Below are 13,989 nucleotides of genomic sequence, written 5' to 3'. Positions count from 1 at the left end.
CAAAATGACCCAGACCGCACAGAACATCCAGAACACCCAGAACACCCGGACCAACGACAGCCAGGCCGTTGCCACCATCTCCGCCGACGCCCTGCGCCAGTCGGCCCGCAACCTCGCCGCCGCCGCCCCGAAGGCGGACGACGCCTGGCGCGTGGACGACGTGGCCGCGCTGTTTGCCCTGCCGTTCAACGACTTGCTGTTCCGCGCGCAGCAGGTGCACCGCGAGCACTTCGACCCGAACACGGTGCAGCTTTCCACGCTGCTGTCGATCAAGACCGGCGGCTGCGAGGAAGACTGCGGCTACTGCCCGCAGAGCGCGCACCACGAGGCCGGCGTGAAGGCCGAGAAGCTGATGGAGCTGGACGCCGTGCTCGACGCAGCCCGCGCCGCCAAGGCCAACGGCGCCACGCGCTTCTGCATGGGCGCCGCCTGGCGCAGCCCGAAGGACCGCCACCTGGAGCCCGTGATCGACATGGTGCGCGAGGTGAAGGCGATGGGGTTGGAGACCTGCGTCACGCTGGGCATGCTCAAGGCCGAACAGGCGCAGCGGCTCAAGGACGCCGGGCTGGACTACTACAACCACAACCTCGATACGTCGCCCGAGTTCTACGGCAAGATCATCACCACGCGCACGTACCAGGACCGGCTGGACACCATCGGCCACGTGCGCGAGGCGGGCATCAACGTGTGCTGCGGCGGCATCGTCGGCATGGGCGAGTCGCGCGCGGCGCGCGCCGGGCTGATTGCCCAGCTTGCCAACATGGACCCGTACCCGGAGTCGGTGCCCATCAACAACCTGGTGCAGGTGGAAGGCACGCCGCTGGCCGGCACCGAGGCGCTGGACCCGTTCGAATTCGTCCGCACCATTGCCGTGGCACGCATCACGATGCCGCGCGCGATGGTGCGCCTGTCCGCCGGCCGCGAGGCCATGGACGAAGCGTTGCAGGCGCTGTGCTTCATGGCCGGCGCCAATACCATTTTCTATGGCGAGAAGCTGCTGACGACCGGCAATCCCCAGGCAGAGCGCGACCGCGTACTGCTGGCCCGTCTGGATATCCGCGCGGAAGGCTACGCGGGGTAACCGACGCCAGGGGGACGCAGTACCGCTGGTCCGACGGAGCAGGGCTCGCCTTACCGGAGACAAGGGAGGAGCCATGTTCAACAAGATCCTGATCGCCAACCGTGGCGAGATTGCCTGCCGCGTGGCGGCTACGTGCCGCCGGCTGGGCATCCGCACCGTGGCGGTGTACTCGGACGCCGATGCCGACGCCCGGCACGTGGCGTTCTGCGACGAGGCCGTGCATATCGGCGGCCCGGCCGCGCGCGACAGCTACCTGCGCGCGGACCACATCATCGAGATGGCGAAGGAGACCGGCGCCCAGGCCATCCATCCGGGCTACGGCTTCCTGTCCGAGAACGAGGACTTCGCGCGCGCCTGCGCCGAGGCCGGGCTCGTGTTCATCGGCCCGCCGGCCGACGCCATCCACGCGATGGGCAGCAAGAGCGCCGCCAAGCAGCTGATGGAAAAGGCGGCCGTGCCGCTGGTGCCCGGCTACCACGGCGAGGACCAGGACGCCGCGCTGCTGCGGCGCGAAGCCGACCGCATCGGCTACCCGGTGCTGCTCAAGGCCAGCGCCGGTGGCGGCGGCAAGGGCATGCGCGTGGTGGAGGCTGGCGACGGGTTCGAGGCCGCGCTGGCGTCGGTCAAGCGCGAGGCATCGGCCAGCTTCGGCGACGACAAGGTGCTGGTGGAAAAGTACCTGACGCGGCCGCGCCACATCGAGATCCAGGTGTTTGCCGACACCCACGGCAACTGCGTCTACCTGTTCGAGCGCGACTGCTCGGTGCAGCGGCGCCACCAGAAGGTGCTGGAAGAAGCACCGGCCCCGGGCATGACCGAGGACCGCCGCCGCGCCATGGGCGAGGCCGCCGTGGCCGCCGCGCGCGCGGTGGGCTACGTGGGCGCCGGCACCGTCGAGTTCATCGCCAACCAGGACGGCTCGTTCTACTTCATGGAGATGAACACGCGGCTGCAGGTCGAGCATCCGGTGACCGAGATGATCACCGGGCAGGACCTCGTCGAATGGCAGTTGCGCGTGGCGGCCGGCGAGCTGTTGCCGCTGACGCAGGACCAGTTGCGTATCGACGGCCACGCGCTGGAGGCGCGCATCTATGCCGAAAACCCCGACAAGGGCTTTCTGCCGTCCACCGGCACGCTGCGCTTCCTGCGCACGCCGCCGGCGGTGCAGTTCATGCGTGGCGGCGACGCCCATGGCCCGGCCGGCGTGCGGATCGACGCCGGCGTGCGCGAGGGCGACGCAATCAGCCCGTTCTACGACCCGATGATCGCCAAGCTGATCGTCTGGGGCCGCGACCGCGACGAGGCGCTGTCGCGCATGGCGCAGGCGTTGGCCGGCTACCACGTGGTGGGGCTGTCGACCAACGTCGCCTTCCTGCAGCGGCTGGTGAAGTCCGAGGCGTTCCGCACGGCCGACCTGGACACGGGGCTGATCGAGCGCAACCAAGCCACGTTGTTTCCGCCGCAGAAGTCGGTCGGCATCGAGGCCATCGCACTGGCCGTGGCGGCGCTGCTGGAGCGCGAGGCGCGCGAGCGCCGCGTGGACGAAGCTGATCGCCACTCGCCGTGGACGCAGGCCGGCGGCTGGCGCCTGAACGGGCGCGACACACGCACGCTGCATTTCGAAGGCGCGGGGCACAAGCTCGAAGTCGTGCTCAAGGGCGACGCCCGCGACACGCGCAAGAGCACGCTGATCTACGCCGACCAGGCGGCACCGTTCGCCTACACGTTCAATGCCGACGACATCCGCGTCGACCTGGGCACGCGCCGCACGCACGGGCAGGTACACCGCGAGGGCGACACCTTCCACGTGTTCCACGCCGGCCGCCACACCGTGGTGGCCTGGCTGGACCCGCTGGCCCACGCCGGCGAATCGGAAGGCGAGGGCGGCAAGCTGACCGCGCCGATGCCGGGCAAGGTCATCGCCGTGATGGTGGAGCCGGGCAGCAAGGTCACGCGCGGCACGCCGCTGCTGGTCATGGAGGCCATGAAGATGGAACACACCATCCACGCCCCCACCGACGGGCTGGTCAGCGAGGTGCTCTACGGCGTCGGCGAACAGGTGGCCGAAGGCGCGCAGTTGCTGGCCTTCGCCGCGGCGGAAGCGGTGGCCTGAGCGGGGCCGGGGCCTCACCAAGGCAGGCGCAATCGCACTAGCCCGGAGGCTTCTTGCTCCCCTCTCCCGCAAGGCGGGAGAGGGGCCGGGGGAGAGGCCCAGGCGGTTCCAGCCGCGGCAGCGCCCGCAAGCGCGTGCGACGGCCGCGGCATCGCACCATCCCGCCCTGCAGTACCCCCCGCCGCGGCCCGCAAATGCGCGCATAATTCCCGCTCATAGCCCCGCAAGACACAATGGAGTCGAGATGAAGTTGCAGTTGTATGTGCCCGATGGCCGCTACGCGCCGTGGATCGAGGGATTTGCCGAGGCGTTGCCCGAGGCGCAGTGCCTGACCTGGGAAGACAGTCAGGGCCAGGCGGCCGACTACGCCGTGGTGTGGCGGCCGCCGCTGGAGATGCTGCGCGGACGCACGGACCTGAAGGCGGTCTTCAATCTCGGCGCCGGCGTGGACGGCATCCTGCGGCTGCGCGACACGGCCCCAGACGCGCTGCCGGCCGGCGTGCCAATCGTGCGGCTCGATGACGCCGGTATGGCGGCCCAGATGGGGGAGTACGTCACGGCGGCCGTGCTGCGCTACTTCCGCAAGCTCGATGCCTACGACGCGCAGGAGCGGGCCGGCACGTGGAAATTCCTGAAGCCCCACCGCCGCGCCGATTTCACGGTCGGCGTGATGGGCATCGGCGCGCTGGGCGCCCATATCGCGCGCACGCTGGCCGGTTTCGGCTTTCCGGTGCGCGGCTGGAGCCGGTCGCCGAAGGCGGTGGACGGCGTGCAGTCGTTCCACGGCACCGACGGCCAAGGCGCGTTCCTGGACGGGATCAAGGTGCTGGTGAACGTGCTGCCGCTGACGCCCGAGACCGAGGACATCATCGATACCGCGCTGCTCTACCGCCTGGCCAAGGGCGCCTACGTGGTCAACGTGGCGCGCGGCCAGCACCTGGTGGAAGCAGACCTGCTGGCGGCCGTGCAGGACGGGCAGATCGCCGGCGCCACGCTGGACGTGTTCCGCACCGAGCCGCTGCCCGCCGAGCATCCGTTCTGGCAGGAGCCGCGCATCACCATCACCCCGCATATCTCGGCGCTGACGCTGCGCGAGGACAGCATCGCCCAGATCGCCGGCAAGATCCGCCTGCTCGCCGCGGGCAAGCCCATCGCTGGCGTGGTGGACCTGGGGCGCGGCTACTGAGCGGCGCCGAACCGGCAAACGAGGAGACAACCATGACTATCCCCCAGTACGTGAAGATCGTCGAAGTGGGCCCGCGCGACGGCCTGCAGAACGAAAAGGCGATGGTGCCGGCCGACGTGAAGGTCGCGCTGATCAACCAGTTGACCGACGCCGGCTTTGTCAACATCGAGGCGGCGTCGTTCGTGTCGCCGAAATGGGTGCCGCAGATGGCCGACGGCGCCGAGGTCATGGCCCGCATCGCCCGCCGGCCGGGCACGCTGTACTCGGTGCTGACGCCGAACATGAAGGGCTTCGAGGGCGCCGTGGCTGCCGGCGCCGACGAGGTGGTGATCTTCGGCGCGGCCAGCGAGGCGTTCTCGCAGAAGAACATCAACTGCTCGATTGCCGAATCGATCGCGCGCTTCGAGCCGGTGGCGGCCGCCGCCAAGGAAGCCGGCATCCGCCTGCGCGGCAGCATCTCGTGCTCGCTGGGCTGCCCGTACCAGGGCGAGGTGCCCGTGAGCGCCGTGGTGGACGTGGTGCGCCGGATGCGCGAGCTGGGCTGCGACGAGATCGACATTGCCGATACCATCGGCGTCGGCACGCCGGTCAGGGTGCAGGAGGTGATGCGCGCCGCATCGGCCGAATTCGCGATGGACCGGCTGTCGGGCCATTTCCACGATACCTATGGCCAGGCGCTGTCGAACATCCTGGCCAGCCTGGAAGTGGGCATCGGCATCTTCCACGCATCGGTGGCCGGGCTGGGCGGCTGCCCGTATGCCAAGGGCGCCACCGGCAACGTGGCCACCGAGGACGTGCTGTACATGCTGCACGGCATGGGCCTGCACACGGGCATCGACCTGGAGGCGGTGGTCCGGGCCGGCGATTTCATCTCGCAGGCCATCGGCCGCGCCAACAGTTCGCGCGTGGGCAAGGCACTGCTGACCAAGTGGGCGGCGGCGGACGCCACCGTCTGCGTCTGAACCAGGGAGGACTGCAAGCATGGGCGACAACTCGCTCCCCGAATCCGCGCAGCGCGTGGCGGACCTGCTGGCCGGCATCGGCCATGACCGGCCGGTGGTGATGCTGCCGGCCACCGGCAGGACGTCCGCCGAGGCCGCGGCCGGGCTGGGCTGCACCGTGGCCGAGATCGCCAAGTCGATCATCTTCCGGCGCGTGGAGGACGACGCGCCGGTGCTGGTCATCGCCAGCGGCAGCAACCGCGTGGACGAGGCCAAGGTGGCCGCGCGCGTGGGCGCGCTGGGCAAGGCCGACGCCCGGTTCGTGCGCGAGAAGACCGGCTACGCGATTGGCGGCGTCTGCCCGATCGGCCACGCGGTCAAGCCGGTGATGCTGCTGGACGCCGACCTGTTCCGCTACGAAAGCGTCTGGGCCGCCGCCGGGCATCCGCACGCCGTCTTCAACCTGACACCCCAGCAGTTGCAGGCCATGACCGGCGCCGACGTGGCCGACGTGGCGCAGCAGCAGGCCCCGGCATGACGCCCGCCCGCCGCCGGCTGCTGGCTGACATGGTGCGCGGCGCGGCGGCGGCGCAGATCGTCTCGCCGGTGCCGTCGCCGTGCCGCAGCGTCTGCAAGATGGACCGCGACAGCGGCTTCTGCGAAGGCTGCCTGCGCACCATCGACGAGATCGCCGGCTGGTCCGGCGCCGACGACGCGCAGCGGCGGCGCATCTGGGCGCTGCTGCCTGCCCGCGTGGCGCGGCTGTGCCAGGACAGCGCGGCATGACCGCCCCGGCGCTGCCCGCCACGATGCGCGTGTTCGAACGTGGCTGGCTGTCGGCCAACAACGTGCTGTTCATCGACGATGCCAGCGGCGACACGTCGCTGGTCGATACCGGCTACGTCACGCACGCCGCGCAGACCGTGGCGCTGGTGGAAGCGGCGCTGCATGGCCGGCCGCTGCGGCGCGTGGTCAATACCCATCTCCATTCCGATCATTGCGGCGGCAACGCGGCGCTGCAGCGGCGCTGGCAGCCGCGCACGGCCATCCCGGCCGCCGAGGCCGCCGCGGTAGCCGCCTGGGACGCCGACGCGCTGACCTTCGACGCCACCGGCCAGCAGTGCGACCGCTTCACGTTCGATGCGGTGCTGCACGACGGCGACACGCTGATGCTGGGCGGCATCGACTGGCAGGTGATCGCCGCGCCGGGCCACGACCCGCACGCGGTCATGCTGTTCGCGCCGGCGCACGGCATCCTGATCTCGGGCGATGCGCTCTGGGAGAACGGCTTCGGCGTGATCTTTCCGGAACTGGACGGCGACAGCGGCTTTGTCGAGCAGGCCGCCATCCTTGCGCGCATCGACACGCTCGGCGCCCGCATCGTGATCCCCGGCCACGGTGCCGTCTTTGGCGACGTGACCGGCGCGGTGGCGCGGGCGCGCAGCCGGCTCGACTACCTGCGCGGCGACCCGCTGCGCAATGCCACCCACGCGATGCGCGTGCTCGTGAAGTTCCGGCTGCTGGAGGCGCAGGCGCTGTCCCGCGACGCGCTGTACGCGTGGTTCCGGGCCACGCCGCTGATGCACCGCATCCACGCCCGCTTTCTGGCCGGAGAGCCGCTCGACGCGCTGTTCGACCAGACGCTGCAGGCGCTGGAGCGCGCCGGCGCGCTGCGGCGCGAGGGCGAGCGGGTCGTCGACGCGGGCTGACCATGCAGCCGCTGCGCAGCCAGGACTTTCTGCTCCGCCCGTTCCGCGCCAGCGACGAGGCGCAGTTCGTGATGGCCGTGCGGGAATCGATGCCGACGGTGGGCCTCTGGATGCCCTGGGCGCGCCCGGACTACGGCATCTACGACGCCCGTGAGTGGTTCGACCGCTGCGCGGCGATGATGGACGAGGGCGCCGCGTACGACATCGGCGTGTTCTCGCCGGACGGGCGCGAGCTGTACGGCGGCGTGGCCATCAACCAGATCCGCCGCGAGGACAACCTGGGCAACCTGGGCTACTGGATCCGGCAAAGCCGCCAGCATCGCGGCCTGGCGTCGGGCGCCGCCGCGATGATGGCCTGCCACGGCTTCCACGCGCTGGCGCTCACGCGCCTGGAGATCGTGGCCGTCGAGACCAACCTCGCAAGCCGCGCCGTCGCCGAAAAGATCGGTGCGCGGTTCGAATGCATCGCCCGCAACCGCCTGATCCTGCGCGGCCGGCCCGTGGCGGCCGCCGTGTATTCGCTGGTGCCTGAGTCATTTGAGGGGGGCGGTAGGGGGTGATGGTGGGGGGGTAGGGCATTGGCGGATTGCCGCCTCGCAGCATCGTCACCTCTGGTTTGCTCCCCTCTCCCACACCGTGGGAGAGGGGTCGGGGGTGAGGGCATGGCTGTGCAAGTTGCCATGTCGCGTCTTGAACCGCTGGCCCTCACCCCCAGCCCCTCTCCCGCAGGCGGGAGAGGGGAGTCAAATCCCCCCAATCAAAACTGCGTCCGCATCCCGATTCGCACGCTGCGGCCTGGCAGCGGGGCGATGTCGCGCAGGATCGACGTGGCGCTGCGGGCTTCGGTGTTGGTCAGGTTGTCGCCGCGCACGTAGAACAGCGTCTGGGTGCCGGACAGCTTGACCTTGTAGGTCAGCGCCACGCCGAGCATGGTGTACGCGTCGGTGGCCGTGTCGCCGGACGGCACGCGGCTCTGGCGGGCGTTCCAGTCGACGTTGACGCGGGCGCCCCAGGCGCCGGCGGCGTAGACCAGCGATCCGCCCAGGCGCAGCGGCGACAGGCGCGGCAGCGGTTCGCCGTTGCTGCGGTTTTCGCCGTGGACGTAGTCGGCGCGGGCTTCGAAGTCGAGCGTGTCGCTGGTGGTCAGCAGCTTGTTCAGCAGGCGGGTCTTGCCCTCGGCCTCGAAGCCGTACAGCGTGGCCGGCACGCCCAGGTAGGTCAGCTCGGGCAGCGCGCCGTCGCTGCCGGCGGCCACCACGTTGCCTTCGCTGTCGCGGTAGGCGCCCGTGTTCAGCAGCGCCAGGTAATTCTGGAACCGGCTGTAGTAGCCGGACACGCTGCCGCTGTGGTCGCCCTGCTTGAACCGCACGCCCAGGTCGATCGACGTCGCGCGTTCCTTGGCTGCATTCGGGTCGCCCACTTCGAACGATCCGGTGGCCAGGTGGGGGCCGTTGGCGTAGAGCTCGTAGAACGTGGGCGCCCGCTCGGTGTACGACAGGTTCGACGTCACCGTCCAGACCGGGTTGAGCTTGTAGAGCAGGCCGGCCGACGCGCTGCCGGCGTTGAAGCTGCGCTCGGCGTCGCTGAAGCGGTCGTTGCCGTTGGCGGTGGCCTTGACGCGGCTGTGGTCCAGCCGGCCGCCGAAGTTCAGCTTCAGGTCGCCGGACGGGATCAGCGGCAGTTCCTCGAACACGAAGAACGCGGCGTTGTCGGTGGCGGTGGACGGCACGAAGGCTTCCTCGCCCAGCGCCGAGAAGTTGGTGTGGCCGAACTGGGTGCCGATCACGCCGGTCATGTTGCCGATCTTGCCGTGCGTGGCTTCGATGCGGGCGTCCCAGCCGTGGTTCTTGAACGTGGTGCCGGTCTCGCCGTCCTCGATCTCGCGGTGCTCGTAGTCGGTGTAGCTGAACTTGCCCTTGACCGACTGGAAGATGCCGTTGGTGCTGCCGGCCAGGTTGCGCGATTCGCCTTCCACGGCAAAGCGGTCCTGCCGCATCTTGATGCGCGCGGCTTCCTCGGCCGGGGTGCCGTAGTCGTTGCGGTAGGTCGACCAGTTGGCGCCGACGAACCCGTCCGCCCACGTGTAGGCGCCGCCCATCGAGCCGCCTTCCTGGTGCGCGTTGGTGTTCGGGATCTTGCCGTACGGCTCGGTCTCGCCCTCGGGCAGGGGCTGGGTGGCGCGCAGGTTGCCGCTGCGGGCGTAGCCGGGGATGCGCAGGTCGCTGGTCTGGCGCACGAAGGCGTCGGCGTGCACGGCGAACCTGCCGTTGCCGGCTTCGAGCAGGCCGCTGGCGTTGCGGCCCTTGTCGCCGCCGATGGTGCCGCTCACGTCGGCCGCGCCGGTCACGCCGGTGATGGGGTCGCGCGGGATGCGGTTGTCGATCACGTTGACCACGCCACCCACGGCGTTGCCGCCGTACATCAGCGCCGCCGGGCCGCGCACCACCTCGATCTTCTCGGCGACGAGCGGGTCGATGGGCACCGCATGGTCATAGGACAGCGTGGACGCGTCCAGCGTGGCGCCGCCGTTCTGCAGCACCTTGATGCGGTCGCCGTCCAGGCCGCGGATGATGGGGCGGCTGGCGTTGGGGCCGAAGTAGCTCGACGTCACGCCAGGCAGGCTGTTCAGCGTCTCGCCCAGCGTGCTGGCCTGGCGCACGGTCAGCGCGTCGCCGCCCAGCGTGGAAACGGGCGCGACCATGTCGTTCAGGTCGCTGCCGAGCGGGTTGGCGGTGACCACCACTTCCTTGAGGGTCTGCGGGGAGGCGGGCTGGGCCACGGGCGCCACCGGGGCGGCCGGGGTGGCATCCTGCGCCACGGCGTGCGAGGAGAGGCCAGCGGCGATCAGGGCGGCGAGCGCCGCCAGCGGGGTGCGGCGCACCGCCGGAAAAAGGTTCTTGTTCGAGGACATGGCTCGCGATGCTTCGGATTCGGTGGGCGGGCGCGGCGCCACGCATGGCGTGGGCGCGCCCGTTCAGGCATGCGCGGACGCGCGGCATGGCGCCGCGTGCCCGGCTGTTCAGGCGAATGCGAAGGCGGCCGGTGGGGCGCGGGAGTGGAACGGGCGGGCGGCCGGCAGGTCCGGCCAGCGGTAGGCCAGGCTGGCCGGCTTGACCGGCTTGCCGAAGACCAGCGGCGGCGGGGTGAAGCCGCCGGCATGGGCGTCGGCCATCGTCGCGCCGTCAAAGAGCACGCACGAGTGGAGGCCGAGCTTCAGGGAAAACGGTTCGCCGTGGGTGTCGCCCGCGGCATGCTGGGCGACGGGCACGATGGCGGCCGCCGGCGCGGCGGCATTGGGCAGCCCGCCGTGGACCACGCGGTGCACCAGCCCGGCGTGCTGCGCCAGCAGCAGGCAGGCCACGAGCCACAGCGCCGGCCAGAATCCGACGCCGCGCGCGCGCCAGCGTGAGAGGAGCGGGAGATCAGTGCGCATGCCCGCAGTCGCACGATCCGTCGCCATGGTCGTGCCGATGGCCGTCGTGGCCGTGATCATGGTCGTGATCGTCGTCGAACGCATCGCCCCAGTCCGGAAACGGGTCCGGATAGGCCGCCCAGGCATCGGGGCCGGCCGCCATTTCCTCGTCGGTCAGCAGGCAGGCGTCGAGCCGGGCTTCCAGCGCGGGCACGTCCAGGTCGGCGCCGATCAGCACCAGTTCCTGGCGGCGGTCGCCGTGTTCGGCGGGCAGGCCGTCCTCCAGCAGGTCGGCGTCGATGGCGGCGCGGGCCAGGCCCTCGGCCGGCCATTCGTCGGGATCGATCGCGGCCCACCACGCGCCGGCCGCGCCGGGACGGCAGACGCCGCCGGCCTGGCTCCAGTCGCCGGCGATATCCATGCGGCTGGCCAGCCAGAACAGGCCCTTGGACCGCAGCACGTCGCCATGCTCGCGCATCCATTCGGTGTGGATCAGGTCGGCAAACCGCTGCGGGTGGAACGGCCGGCGCCGGCGATAGACCAGCGTGGCGATGCCGGCGGCGTCGGGCACCGCGTCGCCCTGCAGCGCGGCCTGCCATCCGGCCGCGTTGGGCGTGGCTTCCATGTCGAAGCGGCCGGTGCCCAGCAGTTGCGCGGCCGGCACGTTGCCCTGGCTCGCGTCGACGATGGCGGCGCGCGGGTTCAGCGCGCGCAGCACCACGTGCAGGCGGCCAAGCTGGCCGGCATCGACGAGGTCGATCTTGTTGATGACGATGACGTCGCAGACCTCGACCTGCTCGATCAGCACGTCCACCACGGTGCGGTCGTCGTCATCGTGGGCGGCCAGGCCGCGCGCGGACAGGAAATCGGCGTCGTGGAAGTCGGTCAGGAAGCGGCTGGCATCGACCACGGTCACCAGCGTGTCCAGGTGGGCCACGCCGGGCGCCTGTTCGCCGTGGGCGTCCTCGAACGCAAAGCCTTCGGCGATGCCCAGCGGCTCGTCGGTCGGATCGGCCTCGATGACCGCGAAGTCGTACTGGCCGGTCTGGGCCAGCCGATCCACTTCCGCCAGCAGGTCGGCACGGCTGTCCACCACGGCCACGCGCACGCCAGGTTGCGACATCAGCCGATGCAGCACGGTGGTCTTGCCGGCGCCGGTGAATCCGGACAGCACGGTGACGGGCAGGCGAGCGGGCATGGGTGGGAAAGCCGGTTGTTGCAACAAAGTTGCGACTGTAACAGAAAGGCCGGAGCGGGCATAGCAACGGCCTTTCGCAATGGTAGTGCCGTCGCCGTGACGCCACAAAGGCAAAACGCGCCGCCAGAAAGGCAAAGCGGCCCGGATGACCGGGCCGCGCGGGCGATGACGGCGCGTCGGGCCGCCAGGGCGATCAGTCGCCGAACAGCTTCTGGCGCAGTTCGCGGCGCTGCTGGGCTTCCAGCGACAGCGTGGCCGTGGGGCGGGCCAGCAGGCGCGGCACGCCGATCGGCTCGCCGGTTTCCTCGCACCAGCCGTAGTCGCCGGACTCGATGCGCTGCAGCGACTGTTCCACCTTCTTCAGCAGCTTGCGCTCGCGGTCGCGCGTGCGCAGTTCCAGGGCGTGTTCTTCCTCGATGGTGGCGCGGTCCGCCGGATCCGGCACGATGACCGTTTCGCGCAGGTGCTCCGTGGTCTGGTCCGCATTCTTGAGGATTTCATCGCGAAGCTGCTCAAGGCGATTCTTGAAGAAGGCAAGCTGCGCCTCGTTCATGTAATCCTTGTCGCTCATCTTCAGGATTTCAGCTTCAGTCAGAAGTTTGTTGCTGCTCATGGTTCCTGCTGATTCTCTTGTTGATGCGACCGGCGGCGTCTTCGTCCGCTCGGGTGCAGTGGCCGCCCGCTTGCGCGGGGCGGCTGTTTCACTCTGGCTGGCTGCAGTCTTGCTGCTTCGCGTGCCTCCCTTGGCCTCGCCCGCATCGGCGTGCGCCGTACTGCCGCGGGGAGCTGGCGTCGCCTTTTCGGGCGAAGCCTTGAGCGTCTCCGCCGCAGCGGTACCTGTCTTGCTGCGGCTTTCCTTGGTCTTTGTTGCGGCTGTCATGGGGACACCTCTCTCAACGCGTCGAAGAGTGACGGCGCTCCGATCGTGGGGCCCCAGGCGGAGGGCGGTCTCCGCACGAAGCCAACGACCGCGCCTGCCGGCGGCCCCGCCTCATGCTGACGACGACCGCCGCCCTGCAAATACCGCTGGCACCCGGAGGTGCGCCGTCGGTATCAAATCCGGCCTATTGTACTTGAACAAATTTTTCGGAGATATGGGAGAAAGACCGACAAGAGACAGGAGTTTTCCCGGTATTCCCCACCCGACGGGAGGGTGGCGGGCGGCGGCGGGGCGGCAGTGCGTCCGGCCGCCGGGCGGCGGCGGACGCACCCGGGCGGGAAATCAGGCCAGGCAGGCGGCCAGGCCCTTCAGGATGGCGTCGCGGGGCAGATCCACGCCGATGAAGACCATCTTGGTGCCGGGCGTCTCGTCTTCCCACTTGGCGCCGATGTCGCTGCCCATCAGCTGGTGCACGCCCTGGAACACCACCTTGCGGTCCACGCCTTCCATATAGAGCACGCCCTTGTAGCGCAGCAGCTTCTCGCCGTAGACCGACAGGATGCCCGACAGGAATTCCTCCAGCTTGCCGTAGTGGAACGGCTTGTCGCTGCGGAAGACGAACGACGCGATGCGGTCCGTGTGGTGGTGATGGTGGTGGTGGTCGTGCGCATGGCCGTGGCCATGGTCGTGTCCGTGGCCATGGTCGTGCGCGTGGTCGTGGCCGCAGTCGGTGGCGCAGTGCTCGCCGTGCTCGTGCGAATGGTCGTGCTCGTCGGCGCGCAGGAAGTCGGGGTCGATCTCCAGCTTCTCGTTCAGGTTGAAGCCGCGCAGGTCGAAGATCGTGTCGATCGGCGTTTCGCCAAAATTCACCGCGCGGATCGGCGCGCGGGCGTTCATGTGCTGCAGGCGGTGGCGCAGGTCGTCCACCTCGGCCGGGGTCACCAGGTCAGACTTGGTGATGAAGATGGCGTCGGCAAAGCCTACCTGGCGCTGGGCTTCTTCCTGCTTGTCGAGCTGGACGTTGCCGTGCTTGGCGTCGACCAGCGTGATGACGGCGTCCAGCAGGTAGCGCGACGCGATTTCCTCGTCCATGAAGAACGTCTGCGCCACCGGGCCGGGGTTGGCCACGCCGGTGGTCTCGATCACCACGCGGTCGAAGTCGAGCTTGCCTTCGTCGCGCTGGGTGATCAGGTCTGACAGCGCGTGGACCAGGTCGCCGCGGATGGTGCAGCAGATGCAGCCGTTGCTCATCTGCACGATCTGCTCGCGGCCGTCCTGCACCAGGATCTCGTTGTCGATGTTTTCCTCGCCGAACTCGTTCTCGATGACGGCGATCTTCATGCCGTGCTGCTCGTTGAGGATGCGCTTGAGCAGCGTGGTCTTGCCGCTGCCGAGGAAGCCGGTAAGGATCGTGACCGGGACGAGTTTGGACATGTTGTTGTGCTCCGAGGAGGAAGCCGGTAAGCCGG

The 13,989-nt window shown here is 69.7% G+C and carries 13 protein-coding genes; 8 read left to right on the top strand and 5 right to left on the bottom strand.

What is annotated here, in order from left to right:
- Nucleotides 1–4: 4 nt before the first annotated feature.
- From bioB to EHF44_RS04785, 8 genes are all read left to right on the top strand, one after another.
- Nucleotides 5–1,081 (top strand): biotin synthase BioB, encoded by a 1,077-nt coding sequence (bioB, locus tag EHF44_RS04820; protein ID WP_172966009.1) that lies wholly within the window; start codon nucleotides 5–7, stop codon nucleotides 1,079–1,081.
- Between the two features lie 73 nt (nucleotides 1,082–1,154).
- Nucleotides 1,155–3,194, top strand: a complete 2,040-nt coding sequence (locus tag EHF44_RS04815) for an acetyl/propionyl/methylcrotonyl-CoA carboxylase subunit alpha (RefSeq protein ID WP_124682699.1) — start codon at nucleotides 1,155–1,157, stop codon at nucleotides 3,192–3,194.
- Between the two features lie 244 nt (nucleotides 3,195–3,438).
- A complete protein-coding gene (locus tag EHF44_RS04810) occupies nucleotides 3,439–4,380 on the top strand; it encodes a 2-hydroxyacid dehydrogenase (protein WP_124682698.1) in 942 nt (313 codons plus the stop codon).
- Nucleotides 4,381–4,412: 32 nt separating this feature from the next.
- A complete protein-coding gene (locus EHF44_RS04805; protein WP_124682697.1) occupies nucleotides 4,413–5,342 on the top strand; it encodes a hydroxymethylglutaryl-CoA lyase in 930 nt (309 codons plus the stop codon).
- A gap of 19 nt (nucleotides 5,343–5,361) precedes the next feature.
- A complete protein-coding gene (locus EHF44_RS04800) occupies nucleotides 5,362–5,859 on the top strand; it encodes a YbaK/EbsC family protein (protein ID WP_124682696.1) in 498 nt (165 codons plus the stop codon).
- Nucleotides 5,856–6,107: a DUF1289 domain-containing protein gene (locus EHF44_RS04795; RefSeq protein WP_124682695.1), complete on the top strand. Its 252-nt coding sequence runs from the start codon at nucleotides 5,856–5,858 to the stop codon at nucleotides 6,105–6,107. Before EHF44_RS04800 ends, EHF44_RS04795 begins: the two co-directional genes overlap by 4 nt.
- Nucleotides 6,104–7,030, top strand: coding sequence for an MBL fold metallo-hydrolase (locus tag EHF44_RS04790; RefSeq protein WP_124682694.1), 927 nt, complete (start codon nucleotides 6,104–6,106; stop codon nucleotides 7,028–7,030). The genes EHF44_RS04795 and EHF44_RS04790 overlap by 4 nt, the downstream gene beginning before the upstream one ends.
- 2 nt (nucleotides 7,031–7,032) lie before the next feature.
- Nucleotides 7,033–7,590 carry a GNAT family N-acetyltransferase gene (locus EHF44_RS04785; RefSeq protein ID WP_124682693.1) on the top strand — a complete coding sequence of 186 codons (558 nt, stop codon included), beginning with the start codon at nucleotides 7,033–7,035 and terminating at the stop codon, nucleotides 7,588–7,590.
- Between the two features lie 197 nt (nucleotides 7,591–7,787).
- On the opposite strand, the gene EHF44_RS04780 is transcribed toward EHF44_RS04785, so the two are convergent.
- The 5 genes from EHF44_RS04780 to EHF44_RS04760 form a co-directional block, all read right to left on the bottom strand.
- On the bottom strand, nucleotides 7,788–9,941 hold the full coding sequence (locus EHF44_RS04780) for a TonB-dependent receptor (RefSeq protein WP_124682692.1): 2,154 nt from the start codon (nucleotides 9,939–9,941) through the stop codon (nucleotides 7,788–7,790).
- A gap of 108 nt (nucleotides 9,942–10,049) precedes the next feature.
- A complete protein-coding gene (locus EHF44_RS04775; RefSeq protein ID WP_124682691.1) occupies nucleotides 10,050–10,463 on the bottom strand; it encodes a hypothetical protein in 414 nt (137 codons plus the stop codon).
- Complete coding sequence (locus EHF44_RS04770; RefSeq protein WP_124682690.1) at nucleotides 10,453–11,640, bottom strand: GTP-binding protein; 1,188 nt, start codon at nucleotides 11,638–11,640, stop codon at nucleotides 10,453–10,455. The genes EHF44_RS04775 and EHF44_RS04770 overlap by 11 nt, the downstream gene beginning before the upstream one ends.
- A gap of 193 nt (nucleotides 11,641–11,833) precedes the next feature.
- The gene (dksA, locus tag EHF44_RS28640; RefSeq protein ID WP_253699984.1) at nucleotides 11,834–12,520 is read right to left on the bottom strand and encodes an RNA polymerase-binding protein DksA; all 687 of its coding nucleotides are present in this window, start codon (nucleotides 12,518–12,520) and stop codon (nucleotides 11,834–11,836) included.
- A gap of 342 nt (nucleotides 12,521–12,862) precedes the next feature.
- Nucleotides 12,863–13,954, bottom strand: a complete 1,092-nt coding sequence (locus tag EHF44_RS04760) for a CobW family GTP-binding protein (RefSeq protein WP_124682689.1) — start codon at nucleotides 13,952–13,954, stop codon at nucleotides 12,863–12,865.
- Nucleotides 13,955–13,989 lie beyond the last annotated feature (35 nt).

The sequence above is a fragment of the Cupriavidus pauculus genome (assembly GCF_003854935.1).
Classification (GTDB): Bacteria; Pseudomonadota; Gammaproteobacteria; order Burkholderiales; family Burkholderiaceae; genus Cupriavidus; species Cupriavidus pauculus_C.
The sequence above is the reverse complement of the archived record's forward strand: the minus strand, read 5'-3'. Positions and strand labels throughout refer to the sequence as shown.